The organism is Methylomonas sp. Uni0009 (genome assembly GCF_054188105.3).
The window spans coordinates 3,918,827-3,937,329 of the sequence record NZ_JBTAFN010000001.1 but is presented as its reverse complement, the minus strand read 5'-3'; the positions used below and the strand labels follow the sequence as shown (position 1 = coordinate 3,937,329).

The following is an 18,503-nucleotide window of genomic DNA, read 5'->3' as shown; positions in this document are numbered from 1 at the left end:
ACCTGGAACCAGAGAGCCCATCTTGTGATTGCTCCAAACTTAAAAGTCGCCGCTCCCGCGCAGGCGGGAGCAAAATTGTCGTAATCGATGCGCTCAGAGGCCCCAACTTTTGCGGAGAAAGCTGCGCAGCTTATTTGCGCAAGGCATTGAAAAAACTACACTCGGGTGCGCCGCCGTTACTGTCGAAAAACACAAAACAATCGTTAAACCATTTCACAAAACGGTCGGCGTGTTCGGCGCTGCCGATCGGGTATTGACGCATTTTCCAACGATTGCGGGCCGAGTCGTTACGATAGATGCCGCCTGCGTTGTAAGCGGTGCCGGCTTGAAGCGAATTGCAGGGGATTAAGGTCTCTAACTAGACTTGCCCGGCGCATGATATACCCCCTTATTTGCCGATCTGATATTTACGCTCCGCGACTGGTCGGTGTTCTTGAGTTTTTTAGTCTACAGTCTCGGGCTCGCGCGGCTGCGTTGGCGGTTTGTTGATGCTCATCATCGGCGAGGTCCATATCGGATGACGGCGCTCCTGGCGGTAATAGGTTTCGTAAAGCGCTTGATAAACCATTTCGGACGCGGCCCAACGTTCCTTGCAAAAACTGGAAAGCATTAATCCTGAAACGCCGCCGCATACCCATCCCAGTAATAGCAACTTCTCAATAAACAAGACCACAGTAAAAATGGCCAGTATCAAAGTCAGGCTGCGCGCTAATTTGGATTGCAATTGCAACGCCTCCACCTTGGCCACCACGGGGTTGTCGTTGTCCCTAAGTCTATCCAAGGCTTCGTGATATTGACTCAACAACGGGTCGTTGGTGGTTAAAGCCAGATTTTGCGCGCGCCGATACCAACTATCCGTTTTCTGGCGTTTGCGGTTTCGATATAAATAATCGTAAGCGGTGTTCAGTATGTCGTGCGACAAGCGTTTGACGATAAGGGAGATCGCCAGTGTCAGCAGCATAAAAATTAACGCACCCGCCGTGCTGGCGTCAAACGGGTCAGGCAAATCCTGCAATGCAGGGTGAATCTGTTCGCGGTAATTAAAGAATACGGCTACCAAAGTAGCGGACGGCAAAGCGATGCCGACTTGTTCGATCGGGTCTGTGAAAAGTTTGCCGATCAGCGTATTGAGCGGGTTTGACATTTTGTCCCTCCTTCTAAGTTGGGAAAAATGAGTTGCGGGACACGGTGCGCCCGGTTGCTTTGACCGTTGGTCATTAGATAGCAAACGCGGCGAAACAGCAACTCAATTGATGAACCCATTATGCCGACATTGGCTTGTATGAGGATGTACGTAAATACCCAAGCTTTGGATGCATTTTTCACTTTGCTAACGGCAAAAAATAGTGCATCGGACCTTAAATCATTAACCCGCGTCTCAAATGCCGGCGTTCGCTTGAAGCTGGGGCTAGAGGTAGTTGATATCCGGATTTCCGTATATTTAAGAAAATATTTCCGGCTCAGTACATTTGCTTACTCGTTAAAAACCGGTAAAACTGGCGTACAGTGAACGAACAAAGAGGCCCAAAACAGGTATCCCCATTTTGGCTGGAATGGCGGATTAGGGACCCTGCAATGGCCTCGATAACTACAAGAGGGGAGTGCGTCATGATAGACCAGCAAAAACTAACCGAGCTTTATCAGACTTTTATTAAATGGTTATGCGTGTTTTGGGCGTGGCTCAAATCGACGTGGCAAAGCCTATCCAAACCTAAACCGGGTACCGACCAGCCCGACGGCAGTGAGCCTAAGCGTTCGCCGATATGGTTATACGTGCTGTTGGGGATTTTTGTAATGTCGCTATTCGCCGGCGGCGAGCGCATCCAGGGCCAGGAAATACCGTACAGCCAGTTCTTAACTTTGGTTAATGACAATAAAGTCGAAAACGCCGTGGTTACCCAGCGATTCATCAACGGCACATTAAAAGAAGAAGATAAGAAAATCGGCAAGCATTTTTTCACCGTGCCCTTGTGGGACGAGTCGCTGGTTAAAAACCTGCAAGAGCATGAAGTCGAATACGTAGTCAGAAGCGGTGACAATTGGTTGAGCAATTTGCTGTTTAACTGGGTGATTCCGCTGGCGATTTTTGCCGGAATCTGGATTTGGCTATTGCCGAAAATGACCGGCGGAGCAGGGCGCGGCTTTTTGAACTTGGGCAATAAAATCCGTATTCAGCAGGAAACGTCTAAAACCACCTTCGACGACGTGGCCGGTGCGGAAAGCGCGAAGCAGGAATTGAAGGAAACCATCGAATTTTTAAAATCCCCGGAAAAACTGCAAAAGTTGGGTGGCCGCATGCCGAAAGGGGTGTTGCTGGTCGGCTCGCCGGGTACCGGTAAAACCCTGTTGGCCCGCGCGGTGTCCGGCGAAGCCGGAGTGCCGTTTTTTAACATCAGCGCCTCCGAGTTTATCGAAATGTTTGTCGGTATCGGCGCGGCGCGCGTGCGGGATTTATTCGAACAAGCCCGGCAAAAAGCCCCGTGCATTATCTTCATCGACGAACTGGATGCGATTGGCCGCTCGCGCGGCGGCCCGGCGATGCTGGGCGGCAACGACGAACGCGAGCAAACCTTGAATCAATTGTTGACCGAAATGGACGGCTTCGACGCCACCTCCGGCGTCGTGGTGATGGCAGCCACCAACAGGCCGGAAATCCTGGATAAAGCTTTGCTGCGTGCCGGCCGCTTCGACAGGCAAATTGTGGTGGATAAACCCGACCTGATCGACCGGGTGGCTATCCTGAAATTGCACAGCAAAGCCATGCAATTGGACAAAGATATCGACTTAAACACGGTTGCTAAACGCACACCCGGTTTCGTCGGCGCCGATCTGTCCAACATCGCCAACGAAGCGGCGATATTGGCTGCGCGCGGCGGCCGCGACACCGTCAACATGGCGGATTTCGAAGCCGCCATCGATAGAGTGATGGCCGGACCGGAAAAGAAAAACCGCATTCTCGGCCCGGACGAAAAGCGCCGAGTGGCTTATCACGAAGCCGGTCACGCACTCGTGGCGGAAAACGTGCCGACCGGACAGCCGGTGCATAAAATCTCCATCATCCCGCGTGGTGTCTCTGCGCTGGGGTTTACGTTGCAATTGCCGGTTGAGGAAAAATATCTTTCCACCGAAAACGAGCTGAAAGACCAATTAGCCATCCTGCTCGGCGGCCGGGTGGCCGAACAATTGGCGCTGCAAAGCGTCTCAACCGGTGCCCAGAACGACTTGGAAAAAGCCAGTGAAATTGCCCGCAACATGGTCTGTTACCTGGGCATGAGCAAAAAACTGGGTCCACAAATCTATGGCCAACGCCAGCAATTGCAATTTCTGCCCGGCGACGTCAACGAGCAACGCAACTACAGCGAAGAAACCGCTCGCTTAGTGGATGCCGAAATCAAAGCCTTAATTGAGGAGGCCGAGCGTCGCGCCCACAAAATACTCAGCGAAAAACGCGGCTACCTGGACAAACTGGCCGAGCTGCTGCAAGACAAAGAAGTCATTCAGCGGGAGGAGATGCAGACCTTGTTTAGCAGTAAAAATTAAAGAAAACGGACTATCTGCTCAAAACATGCTGAGATACAGCCCTGTTTGCGTGCATCCAGCAGGGCAGTGAGGGATTCCGATCACCGTTTTATTTAGGAGATGAATGGGTTTAGCCTATTTCTGAATTACGGGTTATTCGGGTTTCCGCAGCGGCTGTCCCGACGTAACAACTGAGCATTAATCAGCTTTCGATAGCTAGTGGCGTGGTGCTGCAACAGAATGTCAGGCTGTTTACCGATTGTGTAGCAGTCGCCGCCTTCCTTGACACCGAAAACCGGTATCAATTGTCCGGCCAGCGTGTAATTCAGTGATTTGGCGTGGATTTCCGGGTTGTTGGCCGGCGCGTTGCCAAAATATTTGGCTACGCTGGCTTTTACACCGGTGTTTTCAAAGTCGTCGGCAACGTGCCCGGTAAATAACTCTGCTATTGAGCCCCGCACGGCTTCCTTGGCGTCACCAAAGAAATCGGACACATGATTCAAAATCCCGCCGACGCTGACATTATCTTCCGTCACGAAACGGGTGACTTCGGATACGGTTTCCAAGCTTAAAGGTACTTGCGGCACTGGGTCGCGGTCGTTGTTGACCACAAAAGCGGTAGAACCGGCGATTCTTGCAAAGTCTTGGGCAAACTGTAAGTTGCCGGGTTTGGGCTGTGCAAATAGGTAGGATTTGAGTATCGGTTTACTCTTGAGCGGCAATTGATAGGGGTTCTGCTGATCGACGGTGGCGTAGTATAAAAAGGCGTGGATTAGCGTTGCGACCGCTGCACCTTGGCTGTGCCCGGTTACTGTAATTCGGTTTATCGGCTGCGTTGCCAAGCGCTGTTGCAGTTGCTCGAGAATGCCTCGCTGCTGATCGAATAGCAGCGAGAATGCGGCGTAGGCAAATCCTAAATGTACTTCCGCACTCGGTGTGGCGGCAAAGGCGATGGGCAGCGAGCGGTTTTTAGGGAGTTCAATGCCGCCGAATGCTGGGATGGTGCTGGCATAGGCATCAGCCAGGATGCTGGTCCATTCGGCTACCGTGCCGCGAATCGCTATCGCAATGTGTCCTGGATTTTGCTTGGATTCTGCCATGATCCAGGCATTATTCAGTGGTTTGAGACCGTTGGTTTTGATGTCGTTGGGATTCTCCCCTTCACCATTCCAAGACCAAACTTTGTTCCAATCGGCGTTGCCTGGGTAGCGACTGTCATAGACTAGCCGCCAATCATCGGGCTTGGCCTGAAATTGGCCCTCAGGATCTTTAAACTTGGGATTGTTGCGGTCGTCCTGGTTGTTCAGTTCGATGCATAGCTCCAATAACGAAGCAGCTTCCGCCGCCGAGAACTCGGCTGGAATGATATTGGAAACGACAGCCTGATCGCGTAAGTTTTGATAGGGTGCCAAGGAATGAGGCGTAGGTGCTGTAGCACAACCCGAGGCGAGCAAGGACAGGCCAAGACAAGTTAAAGGTAGCTGCGGGTGTGGATAGGTAAACCATTTCATCACTAGCCCCCTTGTTGCGCTTTTAAGCACCATTGACCGCGTTCCGTTATGTGGCGGGCGACGACGCCGGCGGCAGTTTCCGCCAGTTTGGCGACCGCTTCGTTGTTCAACGCACCCCACGCCCCCCCGCGGATGGCCTTGCCAACTGCCCCGGCGACACTGGCTTCAGCTTTACGGGCCTGGGCTTCGATCGCTTGGAAGCCGGCTTCGTCGATGGTAATAGTGGCAGAGGCACCGTCGCGGCGGTCGTAAACCCAGTGCACCGGTTTGTTGAAATCTATGACGTAATCTTTCAAGCTGGCGGCGGCGTTGGTATTCGGCAGAACCGGCAACGGCGCGTAATGGTCGCGGAAGGCTTCCAAGGTGATACGCAAGGTGTCGGCGGCGATTTGGCTGTGATCGATGCTGACTTGGTTGCCGGTTTCGACGATGCCGGGATAGCCGTATTGGGTACCGTCGCGGCCGACGAAGCCGCGGCTTTTTTGCGCCAGTTTGCCGGTGGCTTTGCCGAGTTGCTTGTCGAACAAGGCCAGAACTTTCTCCAGCTTGGGATCATCAGGGTTCAGCTTTAAAACTGACGCGGCTTGTTGCCGCAGCTCGGTTTGTTCGGCGGGGTTTTTAATGGCTTGGGACAACCATTGCGCGCCGCCTTTTATGAAATAGGCCTTTAGATAGTCTTCTTCGAGTTTCAGAACTTGCTCGGTGTCAGCGGCGAGCAGGGCGGTTTCGGTTTTCAGGCGCTCATGAAGCTGTTTGCGGTGCTCTGTCAGACCGGTTTTGATTTTGTCGGCCAGGCCGGCAGGGCCGTCGAAGTGCGGCGAGGTGGTCAAGTTGTCCAACAGATCGGAAATCAGCGATGGCTTGCCAAGCAGATTGGCATCGTCCAAGTCGTGCAGTTTGTCGAGTTCGGCTTTTAGATTGCCTAGTGCCTTGACCAATCCGGGTTCGAGGCGCGAAGTTAAAGGCGCCATGCAGCCGACGAATCCGGCGGCGTCGATATGGGTTACCGGTTTGGGTAGCGTCAGATTCAACGCCTGTAGTTTGTCTTTAATTTTCTCGAAGGCCGGTAGGTGGCTTACCGTGGCCACTGGCGCTTTCGGCGTCTCGGCGCAGCCGACGACCAGACCGGTGGAGGCTGCCAGCAGCCAGGGTAAAAGGCGTGTAGTGGAGAAATAGGCGTTGTCCATGGTTTGTCCTGTGGCGTGAGTCATTATTATTTCGACAACCGATAAGGCCGTTGCCGAATCCGTTCCGGCGCGGCGCCATTCATGATTGCGTCGCGCCGCGTTTAGGTTTCGCGCGGATCGAGTATAAAAGCACTATTGAAAACTGTCGGCTGGCTTACATTTAAATTGGTGCGCCAGCCTGGGTTGCCGGGCCTCCCAACCCTTGGGATTGCAATCCCAGGTTTGTACTTCTACGCAATCGAGAAAGGCGCACCGCCTAGTCTAGCTTCTGGGTAGGGCGCGCCGGGTGCGCTTTAGACACGCCTATCGCAATCCGCAGCAACCTGTTCTAGTGATCGCTCAGTTGGCCAGCCAATGCCCGATCACTTTTCCGCTTACTTCACTAAGGGCTTGATCGATCTATACAAAGCCAGACGATCTTGTAAGCCGGCGGTGCCACCGTTGATTTTCTTCGTGATGGAAGTGAAGTCCTCGATATCGTTATCGTTGGTTTCATCGTCTGCCAATGCGTTCAAGCCGTGGCCAAACCAAAAGTAGGCCGCGCTCAACGCTGCCCATTTCGGTTCAATCAGCAATTCTGGCTGAGCGATCAAATCGACGCCCAGGGCCTTGCCGACATCCGCGTAGTTGCTGCGGCCGGTGATTTGAATCAAGCCCCGGCCGCGAAACCGATAGCCGTCGCCCGAACTTTCCGGGCCGTTGCCGATGCGGTTGGCGTAGATGTAATTTGCTAATTTCTCTTCGTTGGCGACATAGGGAGACGCGACGGCTTCGGTCGGAAAACGCTTGGGCCAGACCGCCACCAATCGGGCGGCCGTTTTGTAGTAAAGGCCTTCGGTCAAGCGGTTGAACTGGCTGGATTCGTGGCCGGTCTGGGCCAGAAAGCAGGCGATGCGGCCGGGATTGTTGATTTGAAATTGCTCCATGGCTGGATTCAACGCGTCGGCCCAGATGTCAGGGGTTTTGCATTGGGGGAGAGCGGTTTTAAGTAACGTGGCGTCTATCATATGGTTACCTCTCATTTCTGTGATCGATAGCCACCGAGCGTGTGGTTCGGCGGCTTGGCTCTAACGCTATAGCAGGTCCGTCATCTGCCGACAGATTTTGTCGAGCTTATTGACCAGACGTTTTCGAGTTTCCCTCATTGCCAACAAGACCGCGAGCATCAGCACCGATATCCACGGATGAACCTCGACCACGTAAGTAATGAAGTTTTCGAAATAGACGGGCGTGACATAGCGAAGCAGGTCGCCTAGCAAACGTAATGGCCTATTAGTCGCCGCCGCGCAGAATTTCGGCTCACTCTCGTCCCCACAAGCTTGGTACTGAACCGAGTCCGGCACGTCCAAGACTTTTTGCGTGATGCTGAAATAATCGTTACCGGCCAGCGACGCCTTGTCGCAGGTTTGATTGCCGGATTCGATGTGAATTCGGGCAATCTGAACATGGGTTGCTTCGCAGTCGTTTAGCTCGATAACAGACTCGGGCGGATTTTTCCAAAAAACACTGGCGACGATGATGATCAGCATCGTGATTTCAACGAACGCTCGGTAAAGGTATTTCCGGGATTGAATGATTTTATTGCCGGCCGCATCTAGCGTAGGCCAGTCCGGTTTGCTTTCGTGCTGCGGTTTAGCGTGATTTTCGAGGGCATCGGTGGTAAAGCGTTGTAGCTGGCCCGATGCATCAACCACATCGACTACATCGAAGCGGGCCGGCATGCCGTCCGGCGCGTAGCCTTCGCTGAATTCCTTGAGTTTGCGGTAGGCGCTGAAATGCACGGCGATATTGCCCTTCAGCATCGGTTCGTCGGTATCGGGGTCCAGCGATAGGGCGCGCAGGTTGCGCGGCCCGTAGCGGTAATACAAGCCAACGCCGTCGCGGGAGTCGTACAGTTTATCGTAGACGTTGGCGCTTTCCCGATACGAGGTCAGCACGTCGTCATAAACAATCAGTCCGTGGGCCATTGCTTTTTCCAGCATCCAGACCAGCGCGACATCCGACATGCCTGTGCGCGGGTAACCGCCGCCGACGTTGGAATGCACGCCGGCAAACCAGACCTGTTCGACAGTGTTGTTGAAATGGCGCTCATCCCAGACCAGCGGGTGAAAGGTTTGCCGCTCGTCGTCTATCGACAATGCGTGATAGGCGTTTTGTATCGAGTTATTTAGTTTGAAGTCGTAGAAGTTATGCGCCAGTTTCGGGAATTGGTCTGTGAATTTATCCAACGCGCCGAAGAGATATTCGAGCGCCCAACTGAAATCTTTCGGGAAACCCAACGCCGATACCGTATCCCAGACACCGATAAAATGAATCGCTAAATTGCCGCCGGGCGCGTAACCGTCACCGGCAAGCGCGTATTGGTCCTTGAAGGCTTGCTGCTTGGCGGCGTCCTTGCTTCGGTAACAAGCAAAAGCTTGGTTGACCAAGTCTTCGAACCGGTCGGAATCAAAGCCGCTAGGCCCTTGGGCATGGCGGATATCGACCAAGCCGCACGCATTCAGAAACCCGGCAAAGGCGCGTACTGTCGCGGCGCCCCGGCTGAAACCGAATAAAAAAATCTTGTCGCCCGGTTTATAGCTACGGGCCAGGAAGTGATAAAGATGCAAGACATTGTCGCGAAAACCGAAACCGAACGCGCCGGACATAGCGGTCCAATATTTGTTTTTGCTGGTGTCGCTTTTGTCGGTGCCGACGCCCTGGTCGTAGAAGGTATATTGATGGGCGTTGCCGCTGGTGACATCCACCGCCTTATAGGTTTTGTACACGTTGCTGTCGCTACCGTACCCGCCCTTGTTGCCGGTGCCGTCGGAACAGAGAACGATGTTTTTAGTGCTCATGGTATACCTCTCTTGAATTGGCGGGTTTGCCGTTATTATTATTGACCGAGGCCTTGCTTAAACTGTCCCATATGTACGTTCCGACTCGGCAACTGCGTTTGCCTGGAGATCATAAATTCTTCTCGATATTTTGAATATATCGGTCGATGAAATGATGTTCGATAAAGGATGGAATTAAATCGAGTTTTTGGTTTAGCGAGCCTTTAATCCGTTCCATGAATTTAAACCAGTAACCGACATCCTCGTGTAATTTGCCTTCCGAATCGAAGAAGCGAATACTGCCGCCTTCCTGATATTTGTTTAGCCGGTCGGGTACGCGCGGCACGATGTCGTTATCGTTAACAAAACGGAAATAGCGCGGCTTCAGGGCTTGGTCCATTTCGGTGACGAAGCGGCGGTCGCCGACCCGTGGCTGGCCGAAGGTATACAAACCGTTGATGGATTTGTAGATGCGTTGGTCGATGTCCAGCGTCAGACGCGCCGCCGCCAGCACCGCCAACGCGCCGCCCAGGCTATGGCCGGTCAGCCACAACGACTGGCCGTATTGATGGACGCTTTCCAGGGTATCGATCAAGGTATCCCAAATGGCGTCGAGAGCATCGTCGAAGCCAGTGTGGATGTTGCCGTGTGGCGTGGAGCGAAATGCCATCTTGGCGTCGGCGCACCAGTCTTCCGGCACTTTTTCGGTGCCGCGAAAGGCAATCACGATGACACTGCCGCTGTGGGCAATAAAGGCCTGGGTATCCTGGCTGGAGCCGGCGATTTTGCTGCCGTCGATAAATCGGCCGCTAAAGCCTTGCACCGACAGTTTGTTCAAAACCTCGGCTTCCGTGGCATACGCCAATTTGGAAGCTAAAGCCAGCGCATAGGCGTTCGGCAGCGAAAACTGGGTGTTGTTGGGTTCTATAGTGAGTTGTTTCATTTTGATCACCAAAGGTTGGAGTGTTGGCCTATCGCGATAGTCAAATTCAATCACTAGGCAGTTCGCCGAATGTTCGCCAACATGGGCGCATCGTGAACTCGGTAGTTATTGCAGTAAAACAGCCACAAGTCGTTGGCGAATAGACTGAGCTTACCGTTCGCTGTCATCGTGACTTCGGCTGATGCGCCGATCGGAAAATTGTTCTTTTCATTCTCGTCGATTGCACCGCACAAGTAAAACAAGTCGTAGTCCGGTAAACGGCTAAATCGTGCCACATACTGAGTCCAGTCTTCTCGCCAACCCGTGGGGCCGCAAATATGCGAAGCATCTCGCCAACTGCCGGACGCAGTAAATTGATATTTCTCACCAACAGCAACGTCCAAGCCGGTGGGGTAATAGCGGTGATGAGGATCAACGTCTACTTGATGGGTGTGGTTGGGTTCTAATTTCATGCTTGCTTAGGGTTTAATGTTCAAAAGTCAGCGGATGGTATGTAAATGTCGGTAGCCGTGCAGCCAAGGCGTTACGGATATTTTGCTTTTGGCAACTCGAAATGCGGACCGTCAATGAAGGCCTTTTTCCCTGCCTTTTTACGTAATGCCGTGTAATCGGCAACCAAGTCTTCCGGCGCTTCGTCGGTATTGGTTAAAGTGACATCCCAGGCACCACCCCAGCGGATCGGCACATTCAGTTCTTTCGCGGCAGTGCGCACCGCGTCGGCAATTTTGTAAATAGGCTCCCACTCCCAACGCAGTTTGCCGTTGATATATGGTACCAAATCGACCGCATGTCCGGTGATGTGCCGGGAATCCAACGTCTGGGACGCGCCGGATTGAACCAATTTTTGCTGTTCGGCCAGTGTCCTAATGCCGTCGTGAACGGAGAAGTCCTGGCTGGTGAGTTCTATGGCCCGTTTGACAACGGCCACCAAATCGGCATGGACGCCGTTAAGTTCTTTAAGGGATTTTTCGCCCAATTTAAATCCACTCATGATGGTTCCTTAAAAGTTGTTAAATAATGAATTTACAGCCCCCACTCTCGCAAAGCCGTTTTTAACCAATCGTTGATTTTGGTTTGTAAACCGTCCTTGGAATTTTCGAACAAAGGGGCCAGATAGAGCTGGGGAAATACACCGTGCGGACTAATGCGGCCTTTGGCTTTTTCAATCAAACGGGCGATACGTTTTGCCAAGGGGGCTTGAAAATCGGCGGCATCCAAGTCAAATTCGTCTTTTGGATAAGGCTCTGTCTGCTCGGGAAACTGGCTGCTACCGCAAAGAGGAATTAAGCTAATTTTACCGTTTGAAATTAATGAGCTGGCAGTATGAGCGTTTGCCCAGTCTTTGACCAATAAATTGGAAACCGGCAAATTGAAGGTGCTGATCAGAAAGTCCTGGCAGTTTTTACGGCCCAACAAGAAATCGTGACGGCGGAAACGCTCACTTAAAAATCCACCAAAAGCAGAAGCACATGCCGTGGCGATGGACTTACCCCCTGCGACCTCGCCGTCGCGTTTGGCGGTAATCATAAAACGGCTGAAAATGTTGCTGTCCGCAGCCAGCATCAGATCGCGGCTATCGTAGCGGACCTGATTTTTCCAAGCACTCAGCAGGGGGGGAATCGATTTCAATAGCTCGGGCTGATCCTTTGGACCCAGCGAAGCCTGGTCGGCAAAGGGATCAATCAAAATCAAGGCGCGATGTGCATCATCGCCGCCACGAGGGTTGGAATTTAAAAAACCTGCCAGTGCGGATCGGCACAATTCGATAGGTTCGTTGTTGGTCATGCCGCCGTCGGCGGCGGCAAAATGGTACTCATCAGCGACGACGTCGGCGACCATGCCCTGAGAAGTAGTGATCGGCTCAACAGCCAATTCGGTCCAGATCGGGTCGATATGGCGAATGGGATCATTCGAATTAGGCAAGATAATGGCGCGGTAGCGATAATGCGTGATCGGTCGTGACAAAGCGCGCAACGGAAATCCGAGCGGGAAAGCAGAGGTACCCAAAGCATATTGCACGGCCTGATCCCATGGAATGGCGTTTTTTGTGTTGCCGCCTACCGTAAACTCATCCGGGCGAACCTGATAATTAGGATTCAGCCCTTGACTAAAAACTGCCATCCGCACATGGTCGGCATGATTGACGTATTCCTGCTGCAGGCCATTATCGCCCATGTCGATCCGGTAAGGGATGCCGCGCAAGTTGGTCAGGGTCAGATAAATTGGTAGCGGATTTTCGATAAACTCGCGGGTTTTGGCTTTGAGCGTCAGGCTGGGGAAGGCCTTGTCAAAATTGGCGATCATCCAAGCGCAGTTATCGAGCACACGTGCATTCAACAAGGAAACCGTCGGCTCCGGGCCTTCGATATCAGCGGTATCCAGCATTTTATGAATATCGACTTCCTTGACCCAGATTCGGTAGAAAGGGTTAGCTTCTTGATCGCTAGGGCTTGACGCTTTACGAACCGGCGGAAAATCGAAGGACAATGCTCGCGCTAACAACGCAGCCGTGACCCCACCACCGGAAGTGCCGGTCACCACTTTGAGTTTGACCTTCCAGTCCGGTACGTCTTCACCGTTTTCTTTAGCGGTTTGCCAGTTGTCCAACGCTTCGATCAGGAAATCGATTACGCCTGCGGTATAGGCGCCTGACGACACCGTACCGCCCATGACCAACCCAATTTCGAAGGTTTTCGAGGCGGGGTCGTATTTGACAACATCGGGGAAGCATTGGTCGAAATCTGTTGGTTTTCCTTGCAGATCTTTGAAATTGGCCATGGTACCGTTGCCCTGTTAATGTCCGCGTAGAAATTAATATTAAATGAAAAAGATCGAAACTTTGTTTGCCAATAAACTCGAAATTACACGATAAAACCCAGTCGGGTTAGGTCTTGATTGCTTTGCCGCCTCTTTTATTAACCCGGTCCTTAGATTCCCTGGTTCCCTCATTCCCGCGGAAGCGGGAACCCACCTTGAAAATTGGGCCCCGCATACGCGGGGCGGCTATATTTGAGCGCCGGTTTAATAATAGCTTTTGAGTGCTTGCTCAGCCAGATGTGATAGCCGTGAGCACAGGCTAAGTCGAGCCGGCAGCCAAGTTGGCGATGGATACTTGCCATGTCGGTGCCTCTTTGGTTTTGCCTATAAGGATTCTGGCCCAACGCAATTCCCACTGCCACTTGTTTTCCGTACTAGTACAAGTGTACTGGGTCTATTGTGGGCTGTACGGGGTTACAATCCGCCAATCAGGCTTGCTACGGGGATGAAGACTGTGAATATTTTGTTAATCGACGACCACTTTTGCGCGCGCGAAGGGGTGGCCTGTTTGTTGAAACAGATTTACCCGGACGCGCAGGTGTTCGAGGCGGAGAGTTTCGCCGCCGGTCTGGCGATTGCGCGGGTTCAGACTTTGCATTTGGTATTGCTGGACTTGCAGCTGCCGGATCGAAGTGGTCTGGACGGTTTAACCGAGCTGAAACAGGTGTTTCCGGATTTGTGCGTGGTGATGTTCTCCGGGGTGGAAGACCGGGACGTGGTATTTCAAGCCCTGAAATCCGGAGCGATGGGGTTTGTGGTCAAGACTGTGTCGCGGCAGGCCTTTGTCGAGGCTTTGCGCGACGTGTTGTTTGGCAAGGTGTATTTGCCGGCGGCTATGGCTGGTAAGCCGTCGGTAGCCGCAAGCAGTGACGACTCAATGTCCGGCATTCAGCCAAAAACCAGTCCGACCAGCTTGGGTCTGACGCCGCGCGAATTTGAAATTCTGCGTTGGATTGCCTGCGGGCATACCAATAAGTCGATTGCCAAGCGGTTAAACATTCAGGAGCAGACGGTCAGGAATCATTTGCGGCCTATTTTCCAGAAATTCGGGGTGTCACGGCGGACCGAATTGCTGGTGAAGTTGTTCGAGCAAGGGATTGTGTTTGGGTTGACCGGAGCAGGATTGTAGAAAATCTCCCCCTTTTCCCTATTTTTATAAATGGGGGGGAATTGGCAGCGTTTTTGCGGTCGCGTAGAGACGTAGGCGCGATGGCAGGCTCAAATAAGTTGTGCATTCTCCGTCTCGCGCTCTAACGCCTTAACTATCGTCGCCATTAGCACATTGGACTTCGCCGGCTTGCGCAACAACTGAGTACCGGCCGGCCAGTGGGCTTTGTCCTCTTCGCAGATGCCTTCCGCCGACAGCACCAAGATCGGCACCGGACCGCAATCGGCGTGGACGGCGGCGATAATGTTGTGGGCGGTTTCGGTGTTACCCAGGTAAAAATCGGTAATCAGTAAGTCCGGCACTTGTAGAGTGTCGGCCAGAGCCAGTCGGGTTTCGACAAGCGAAGTCGCGGTTTGTACGTCGCAGCCCCAGGCTTGTAGTCGGCAGCTCAGAGCTTCGAGTGTTTCGGCGTCATCGTCCACAACCAGGATCAGACGGCCGGCAAAGTCGCCGATAGGCGCCGGTGATTCGAAATTGGTCAAACTGGGTTGAGCGATGGGTACGCTCAGTTTAAAGTCGCAGCCGCGTCCCGGTTTGGAATGCAATGCCAGTTCGTGATCGGGTAGATGTTGGACGGCGGTGGATACATAAGCCAGACCAATCCCCAAACCATGCGCGCTGGGGTCGTTATTGCGGCGCTGGCCGCGGACAAATTCCTTGAAGATGTCGCCGCGTATGTCCGTCGAGATACCGGGGCCACTATCGCGCACATGGATTTGCAAGCAGTCCGGGCCGATTTTGACGGCCGTCAGTATGATCCAGCCGCTATTGGTGTATTTGATCGCGTTATCCAGCAGGTTGCCGATGATCTGGCTCAAAATGCTGGCGTCGCTGTGGACGTTATAAGGTGGGCTTCGACGGAGATGCACGATCAAATTCAGGCCGCGTTTGGCGGCTTGTGGGGCAAACTGGTTTTCTAATGCGGCCAGCAACAAATTGATGTCGACGGTAGTCAGCAACGGACGTTGCGTGCCGTTTTCCAGGTTGCCAATGTCCAAAATATGGTTGACGGCGCGGTTCAGTTCATCAATCGCAAAGCCCATACGCCCGGCGATATGTTGCAATGATTGAGTGGCAGGGTCCATACAGGCTGCCTCCATGACGGAGGAATAGCAACTCAGGGCCTGCAGTGGTTGCCGCAAATTGTGGCTGAGCTGCCGCAAGAAGCGGCTCTTACGCTCGGCGACCAGTTCCACTTTGCGCTTTTCACTGAAGGATTTGCGGGCGTAAGCTTCCAATTGGCAACGAGTGCAGACGCCGAAGATATTGACGATGCAAAGATTCAGCATAGACGGGATCAAGTCAATCATGGTCAGTCCAAGCCAATAGCCGGCCAGCGGCATGGTCAGCGCGGTACTCCAGCCAAAACTTATTGTCGCTCGCAACGACATGAACATTTGCCCGTAACTGAAAAAATACATGGGCAATAGGGCCGGCCAGGTTTCGGCGTAGTAGCGAGGATTACCGTCGTATAGCAAGATGGCGATTAAATTGGCTGCGGACAGTCCGGCGCTGAGTTTGGCGATGGTGTTGATTTTTGCCGCCGCTTCTACGCAGACATTTAGGTATCTGAATAAGCCCAAAAGTACCAGGACTATGGGAAGTCTTAAGATGGCTTCTGCGGTTGAGGTATTACCAGTATGCAGATCCAGCAGGATATAGACCAGGAATGCGATGGCTCCCAAGCCTAACGCCCATTTGAGGGGGCTTAGTAATACTAGGTAACGTTCTTCCCAAAACTGCCGTTCGCTATCTTCATCAAATTGCGGGATGGCAAACAGTTTGGTGAGGCTGAGCGATAGTTTGGTATCGAGAAAACGTCGGAGCGGTTGGTGGGTGGGGGCGCGAAAAAAAGCCTTGCTGGCAAGATGTTCGATGAATGGATTTGGTATGCGCATGCCGCCGGTCCCGGTCGCAACCATCGTACTCGATGCGGCGCAAAGAGCGCATCAGTGTTTCCGATAGCCAAGTTATTGTTGTTTTTGTAGCTGGGCTTTATTTTCTCTATTCCGGTAGGCCTAAGCAAGAAAAGTTAGCTAACGCACCAACAAATTCTATCGGCCTTAAACACTTTGCCGCCAGCGTTGATAAAGCAGGCGTAAAATCAGCGCACATTGCAGCGCGGCAAAAGCTAACGCCGAGAATGCAGAATCCGCCCATAGTGGAAAGAATAAGGCTGAAACGCCGGTCATGCCGACCGCGCCGAACAAGCCGGGGAGAATGCCGTAAAGCAGCGCCGCGGACAGTAAACTCAGGCTAAACGCGCGTTGCGGATTTTTGCCGTAGCAAAAAAACAGGTAAACGGCGCAATCGCGTAGTACTAATAGTGCGACTGCCAGTGGGTAGGCATGCAGGGAGATGTCCAGCCAGGCAAAGCGTTGCTCTTGGAAGCTCAGAAATATCGCAAACGGCAGGCTTAGCGCAAAACTCAATGCGCTCAAGGGTAGTTCCTCACCCACTCGGCGCCAATTCGCTTGTCGCCAATAATCCAGTAAGCGTTTGATGCGCATTGGCTCGTGCCGTTCGACGATGACGCCAATGAAAGTTAAAGCGCTGCAAACGGCTAAAGCAGCCAGGGAAAAGGAATAGTGGGTATTGGGAATAAAGCCGCCCAAATAGACAATCAAAAACAGCGTAAAACCCAGCCAGGCCCAGGGCAAATTTCGCAAACTCAAGTCTTGCGCCAGCAAGCGATAATTGCCCATGACGCACCAGAATAAGGCGCAAAGCAGGCTTATTTGGTGCAAAGTCTGTGAGTTAACAGTCAGGTTATACCAGGTGTTGCTTTGAAAATGACCGGACAAATAATTGGCCGTTTCGGTTAAATCAGTCAAAGACGGCATAAAAACAAGGAAACCCACCAATACCAAAATGAGTATCGAACCGGTTTTTAGCTGGCCGCGTTGCACTGCCAGCAAACCCAACAAAAGACCGGCGCTTTGTACCAGTAATGCAGTGCCAATGGCGTAAAAAAACAATAAGGGTAGGGCGGCCGGATTGTCGGTCGCCAGCGCATGGACCAGTAAACAAATGCCCGCGCAGTACCAAACCATACTGGTGCTGCCCAGCAGTTTACCCCAGGTCATTTCCCACGGCCCCAGAGCCGACAGGCGTTGCGTATCCCAGGTGCGGTCGCGGTATTCTTCAACAATGCTGTCCAGGCTTTGCCGGGTGCCCCATAGCAGCGTGATCAACATGAACAGCGTCAAAGCGGCTTGCGCGGTGATGCTGCCCAGCCGGTAGTCGTCCAAAAAATAGCTTAAGGTAAACACCGTGCCCAGCACGATTGGCGCACCGACCAGCCGAGCTGGCGAGCATTCCAAAATCAGCTGGCGTTCAAATTCGGGATTCAGATTCATGAGCTGTGGCGGATAGTTTGTAGGTAAGCGTCTTGCAGATTGCTGGCAGCAGGTGCGAACTCGCAGACCGGTAAATCCAGCGCGATGAGGGCTTTCAACACTTGGTGTTGTTGAGCCGCGTCGCCGTTCAGCTGCAATAAGGCTTGTTGTTTATCGTCGCTATTCAACACCTTAACATTGGGTAGCGATTGCAGGCGTTGCAGCAGGTGTTCTATTGGATGTGCCAACAGCAATTTAAACGGTTTAAGTAGGGACGGCGCTTTCACCGCAACCTGTTCGACGATCTTGCCGTGACGCAGCACTAGCATATCGGTGCAATAGGCTTCCAGTTCCGCGAGGATATGTGAGGACACCAGCAGCGTCATGCCTTGGGCTTGCAGGTCTAAAAATAGCTCGGCCAGTTCGTGGCGGGCTTCCGGGTCCAAGCCGGATGCCGGTTCGTCTAGCAACACCACCGGCGGTTTGTGGATGATGGCCTGGGCGATGGCTACCCGTTGACGTAAGCCGCGCGATAATTCGGCCGGGCTGTTTTCCAATCTATCTTGAATATGCAAACGCCGGCTGACAGCTTCGATAGCGGCCGGGCAATCAGCTGCAAAAATGCCCTGGGCGCGGGCCACGAAATGCAGGCATTGCCGCACCGTCAAGCGTTGATAAAGCCCAAAAAAATCCGATAAGTAGCCGATGATGCGATGGCACTCGCGCGGTTGTTCCAATACATTGATGCCGGCGATGTTGATCGCACCGCTGACCGGTTGATCCAGCGCCGCTATGCAGCGCAGCAGCGTGGTTTTGCCGGCGCCGTTGGGGCCGACCAGCGCGGTGATGCTGCCGGCAGCGATGTCGAACGACACATCGTCCAATGCGCGTAGGCCTGGGTATTCGAAAATCAGCTTATCGACGGAGATCATGTTTAGCTTTAGTGAAGGCTTGGGTAAAAAATGATGCGGGTTTGATGATACCGCTTTTTGGTTTGCCAGACGCCGATTATCGGCTTAGGCTGCTTGGGTATGAATTTTGCTGCATTTCTGGGGTGAGTTTGGCTGATAAACTCCGAGTACGCCCGAAATTAAGGCCTACACCAATCCCGCTTGACCATGCGGCGGGGCGCGAAACTGTGTATTATTACTTGCAATAACGTGCTTTATTGCGCGAATGAGTAACGGCTCAATCGCGATAC

Annotated in this window: 15 protein-coding genes; 2 read left to right on the top strand and 13 right to left on the bottom strand. The window is 52.9% G+C overall.

Translation table 11 applies throughout. From position 1 onward, the window contains the following. Positions 1–130: 130 nt before the first annotated feature. Complete coding sequence (locus ACWAU0_RS18070) at positions 131–262, bottom strand: hypothetical protein (protein WP_319960832.1); 132 nt, start codon at positions 260–262, stop codon at positions 131–133. A gap of 180 nt (positions 263–442) precedes the next feature. After that, positions 443–1,144 (bottom strand): hypothetical protein, encoded by a 702-nt coding sequence (locus ACWAU0_RS18065; protein WP_458137496.1) that lies wholly within the window; start codon positions 1,142–1,144, stop codon positions 443–445. 464 nt (positions 1,145–1,608) lie between these two features. On the opposite strand from ACWAU0_RS18065, the gene ftsH reads away from it, so the two are divergent. Then, positions 1,609–3,540 carry an ATP-dependent zinc metalloprotease FtsH gene (ftsH, locus tag ACWAU0_RS18060; protein ID WP_458137495.1) on the top strand — a complete coding sequence of 644 codons (1,932 nt, stop codon included), beginning with the start codon at positions 1,609–1,611 and terminating at the stop codon, positions 3,538–3,540. Positions 3,541–3,665: 125 nt separating this feature from the next. Here ftsH and ACWAU0_RS18055 read toward each other — a convergent pair whose 3' ends face one another. From ACWAU0_RS18055 to ACWAU0_RS18020, 8 genes are all read right to left on the bottom strand, one after another. Next, positions 3,666–5,030, bottom strand: coding sequence for a lipase family protein (locus ACWAU0_RS18055; protein ID WP_458137494.1), 1,365 nt, complete (start codon positions 5,028–5,030; stop codon positions 3,666–3,668). A gap of 2 nt (positions 5,031–5,032) precedes the next feature. After that, positions 5,033–6,241: a hypothetical protein gene (locus ACWAU0_RS18050; protein ID WP_458137493.1), complete on the bottom strand. Its 1,209-nt coding sequence runs from the start codon at positions 6,239–6,241 to the stop codon at positions 5,033–5,035. Positions 6,242–6,591: 350 nt separating this feature from the next. Beyond that, positions 6,592–7,224 (bottom strand): glycoside hydrolase family 19 protein, encoded by a 633-nt coding sequence (locus ACWAU0_RS18045; RefSeq protein ID WP_458137492.1) that lies wholly within the window; start codon positions 7,222–7,224, stop codon positions 6,592–6,594. A gap of 66 nt (positions 7,225–7,290) precedes the next feature. After that, the gene (locus tag ACWAU0_RS18040) at positions 7,291–9,057 is read right to left on the bottom strand and encodes a T6SS phospholipase effector Tle1-like catalytic domain-containing protein (protein WP_458137491.1); all 1,767 of its coding nucleotides are present in this window, start codon (positions 9,055–9,057) and stop codon (positions 7,291–7,293) included. Between the two features lie 109 nt (positions 9,058–9,166). After that, entirely contained in the window at positions 9,167–9,979 is an 813-nt protein-coding gene (locus ACWAU0_RS18035) for a lipase family protein (RefSeq protein ID WP_458137490.1), read from the bottom strand. Between the two features lie 53 nt (positions 9,980–10,032). Beyond that, positions 10,033–10,431, bottom strand: coding sequence for a hypothetical protein (locus tag ACWAU0_RS18030; protein WP_458137489.1), 399 nt, complete (start codon positions 10,429–10,431; stop codon positions 10,033–10,035). 71 nt (positions 10,432–10,502) lie between these two features. Beyond that, a complete protein-coding gene (locus tag ACWAU0_RS18025) occupies positions 10,503–10,970 on the bottom strand; it encodes a M15 family metallopeptidase (protein WP_319960841.1) in 468 nt (155 codons plus the stop codon). 32 nt (positions 10,971–11,002) lie between these two features. After that, on the bottom strand, positions 11,003–12,757 hold the full coding sequence (locus tag ACWAU0_RS18020; protein WP_458137488.1) for a patatin-like phospholipase family protein: 1,755 nt from the start codon (positions 12,755–12,757) through the stop codon (positions 11,003–11,005). Between the two features lie 493 nt (positions 12,758–13,250). Between ACWAU0_RS18020 and ACWAU0_RS18015 the strand changes: the two genes are divergently transcribed. Further along, positions 13,251–13,925, top strand: coding sequence for a response regulator (locus ACWAU0_RS18015; RefSeq protein ID WP_458137487.1), 675 nt, complete (start codon positions 13,251–13,253; stop codon positions 13,923–13,925). Positions 13,926–14,014: 89 nt separating this feature from the next. On the opposite strand, the gene ACWAU0_RS18010 is transcribed toward ACWAU0_RS18015, so the two are convergent. The 3 genes from ACWAU0_RS18010 to ACWAU0_RS18000 all read right to left on the bottom strand — a co-directional run bounded on the left by ACWAU0_RS18010 (position 14,015) and on the right by ACWAU0_RS18000 (position 18,234). Further along, positions 14,015–15,862, bottom strand: coding sequence for an ATP-binding response regulator (locus ACWAU0_RS18010; protein WP_458137486.1), 1,848 nt, complete (start codon positions 15,860–15,862; stop codon positions 14,015–14,017). Between the two features lie 165 nt (positions 15,863–16,027). Further along, positions 16,028–17,323, bottom strand: a complete 1,296-nt coding sequence (locus tag ACWAU0_RS18005) for an ABC transporter permease (RefSeq protein WP_458137485.1) — start codon at positions 17,321–17,323, stop codon at positions 16,028–16,030. After that, positions 17,320–18,234: an ABC transporter ATP-binding protein gene (locus ACWAU0_RS18000; RefSeq protein ID WP_458137484.1), complete on the bottom strand. Its 915-nt coding sequence runs from the start codon at positions 18,232–18,234 to the stop codon at positions 17,320–17,322. Before ACWAU0_RS18000 ends, ACWAU0_RS18005 begins: the two co-directional genes overlap by 4 nt. Positions 18,235–18,503 lie beyond the last annotated feature (269 nt).

Excerpts from the sequence above, each read along its gene's own strand:
- ACWAU0_RS18070 (WP_319960832.1), bottom strand. The coding sequence starts at position 262 with ATGCGTCAATACCCGATCGGCAGCGCCGAACACGCCGACCGTTTTGTG.
- ACWAU0_RS18035 (WP_458137490.1), bottom strand. The coding sequence starts at position 9,979 with ATGAAACAACTCACTATAGAACCCAACAACACCCAGTTTTCGCTGCCG.
- ACWAU0_RS18010 (WP_458137486.1), bottom strand. The coding sequence starts at position 15,862 with ATGCGCATACCAAATCCATTCATCGAACATCTTGCCAGCAAGGCTTTT.
- ACWAU0_RS18025 (WP_319960841.1), bottom strand. The coding sequence starts at position 10,970 with ATGAGTGGATTTAAATTGGGCGAAAAATCCCTTAAAGAACTTAACGGC.
- ACWAU0_RS18055 (WP_458137494.1), bottom strand. The coding sequence starts at position 5,030 with ATGAAATGGTTTACCTATCCACACCCGCAGCTACCTTTAACTTGTCTT.
- ACWAU0_RS18020 (WP_458137488.1), bottom strand. The coding sequence starts at position 12,757 with ATGGCCAATTTCAAAGATCTGCAAGGAAAACCAACAGATTTCGACCAA.
- ACWAU0_RS18050 (WP_458137493.1), bottom strand. The coding sequence starts at position 6,241 with ATGACTCACGCCACAGGACAAACCATGGACAACGCCTATTTCTCCACT.
- ftsH (WP_458137495.1), top strand. The coding sequence starts at position 1,609 with ATGATAGACCAGCAAAAACTAACCGAGCTTTATCAGACTTTTATTAAA.
- ACWAU0_RS18005 (WP_458137485.1), bottom strand. The coding sequence starts at position 17,323 with ATGAATCTGAATCCCGAATTTGAACGCCAGCTGATTTTGGAATGCTCG.
- ACWAU0_RS18030 (WP_458137489.1), bottom strand. The coding sequence starts at position 10,431 with ATGAAATTAGAACCCAACCACACCCATCAAGTAGACGTTGATCCTCAT.
- ACWAU0_RS18045 (WP_458137492.1), bottom strand. The coding sequence starts at position 7,224 with ATGATAGACGCCACGTTACTTAAAACCGCTCTCCCCCAATGCAAAACC.
- ACWAU0_RS18000 (WP_458137484.1), bottom strand. The coding sequence starts at position 18,234 with ATGATCTCCGTCGATAAGCTGATTTTCGAATACCCAGGCCTACGCGCA.
- ACWAU0_RS18040 (WP_458137491.1), bottom strand. The coding sequence starts at position 9,057 with ATGAGCACTAAAAACATCGTTCTCTGTTCCGACGGCACCGGCAACAAG.
- ACWAU0_RS18065 (WP_458137496.1), bottom strand. The coding sequence starts at position 1,144 with ATGTCAAACCCGCTCAATACGCTGATCGGCAAACTTTTCACAGACCCG.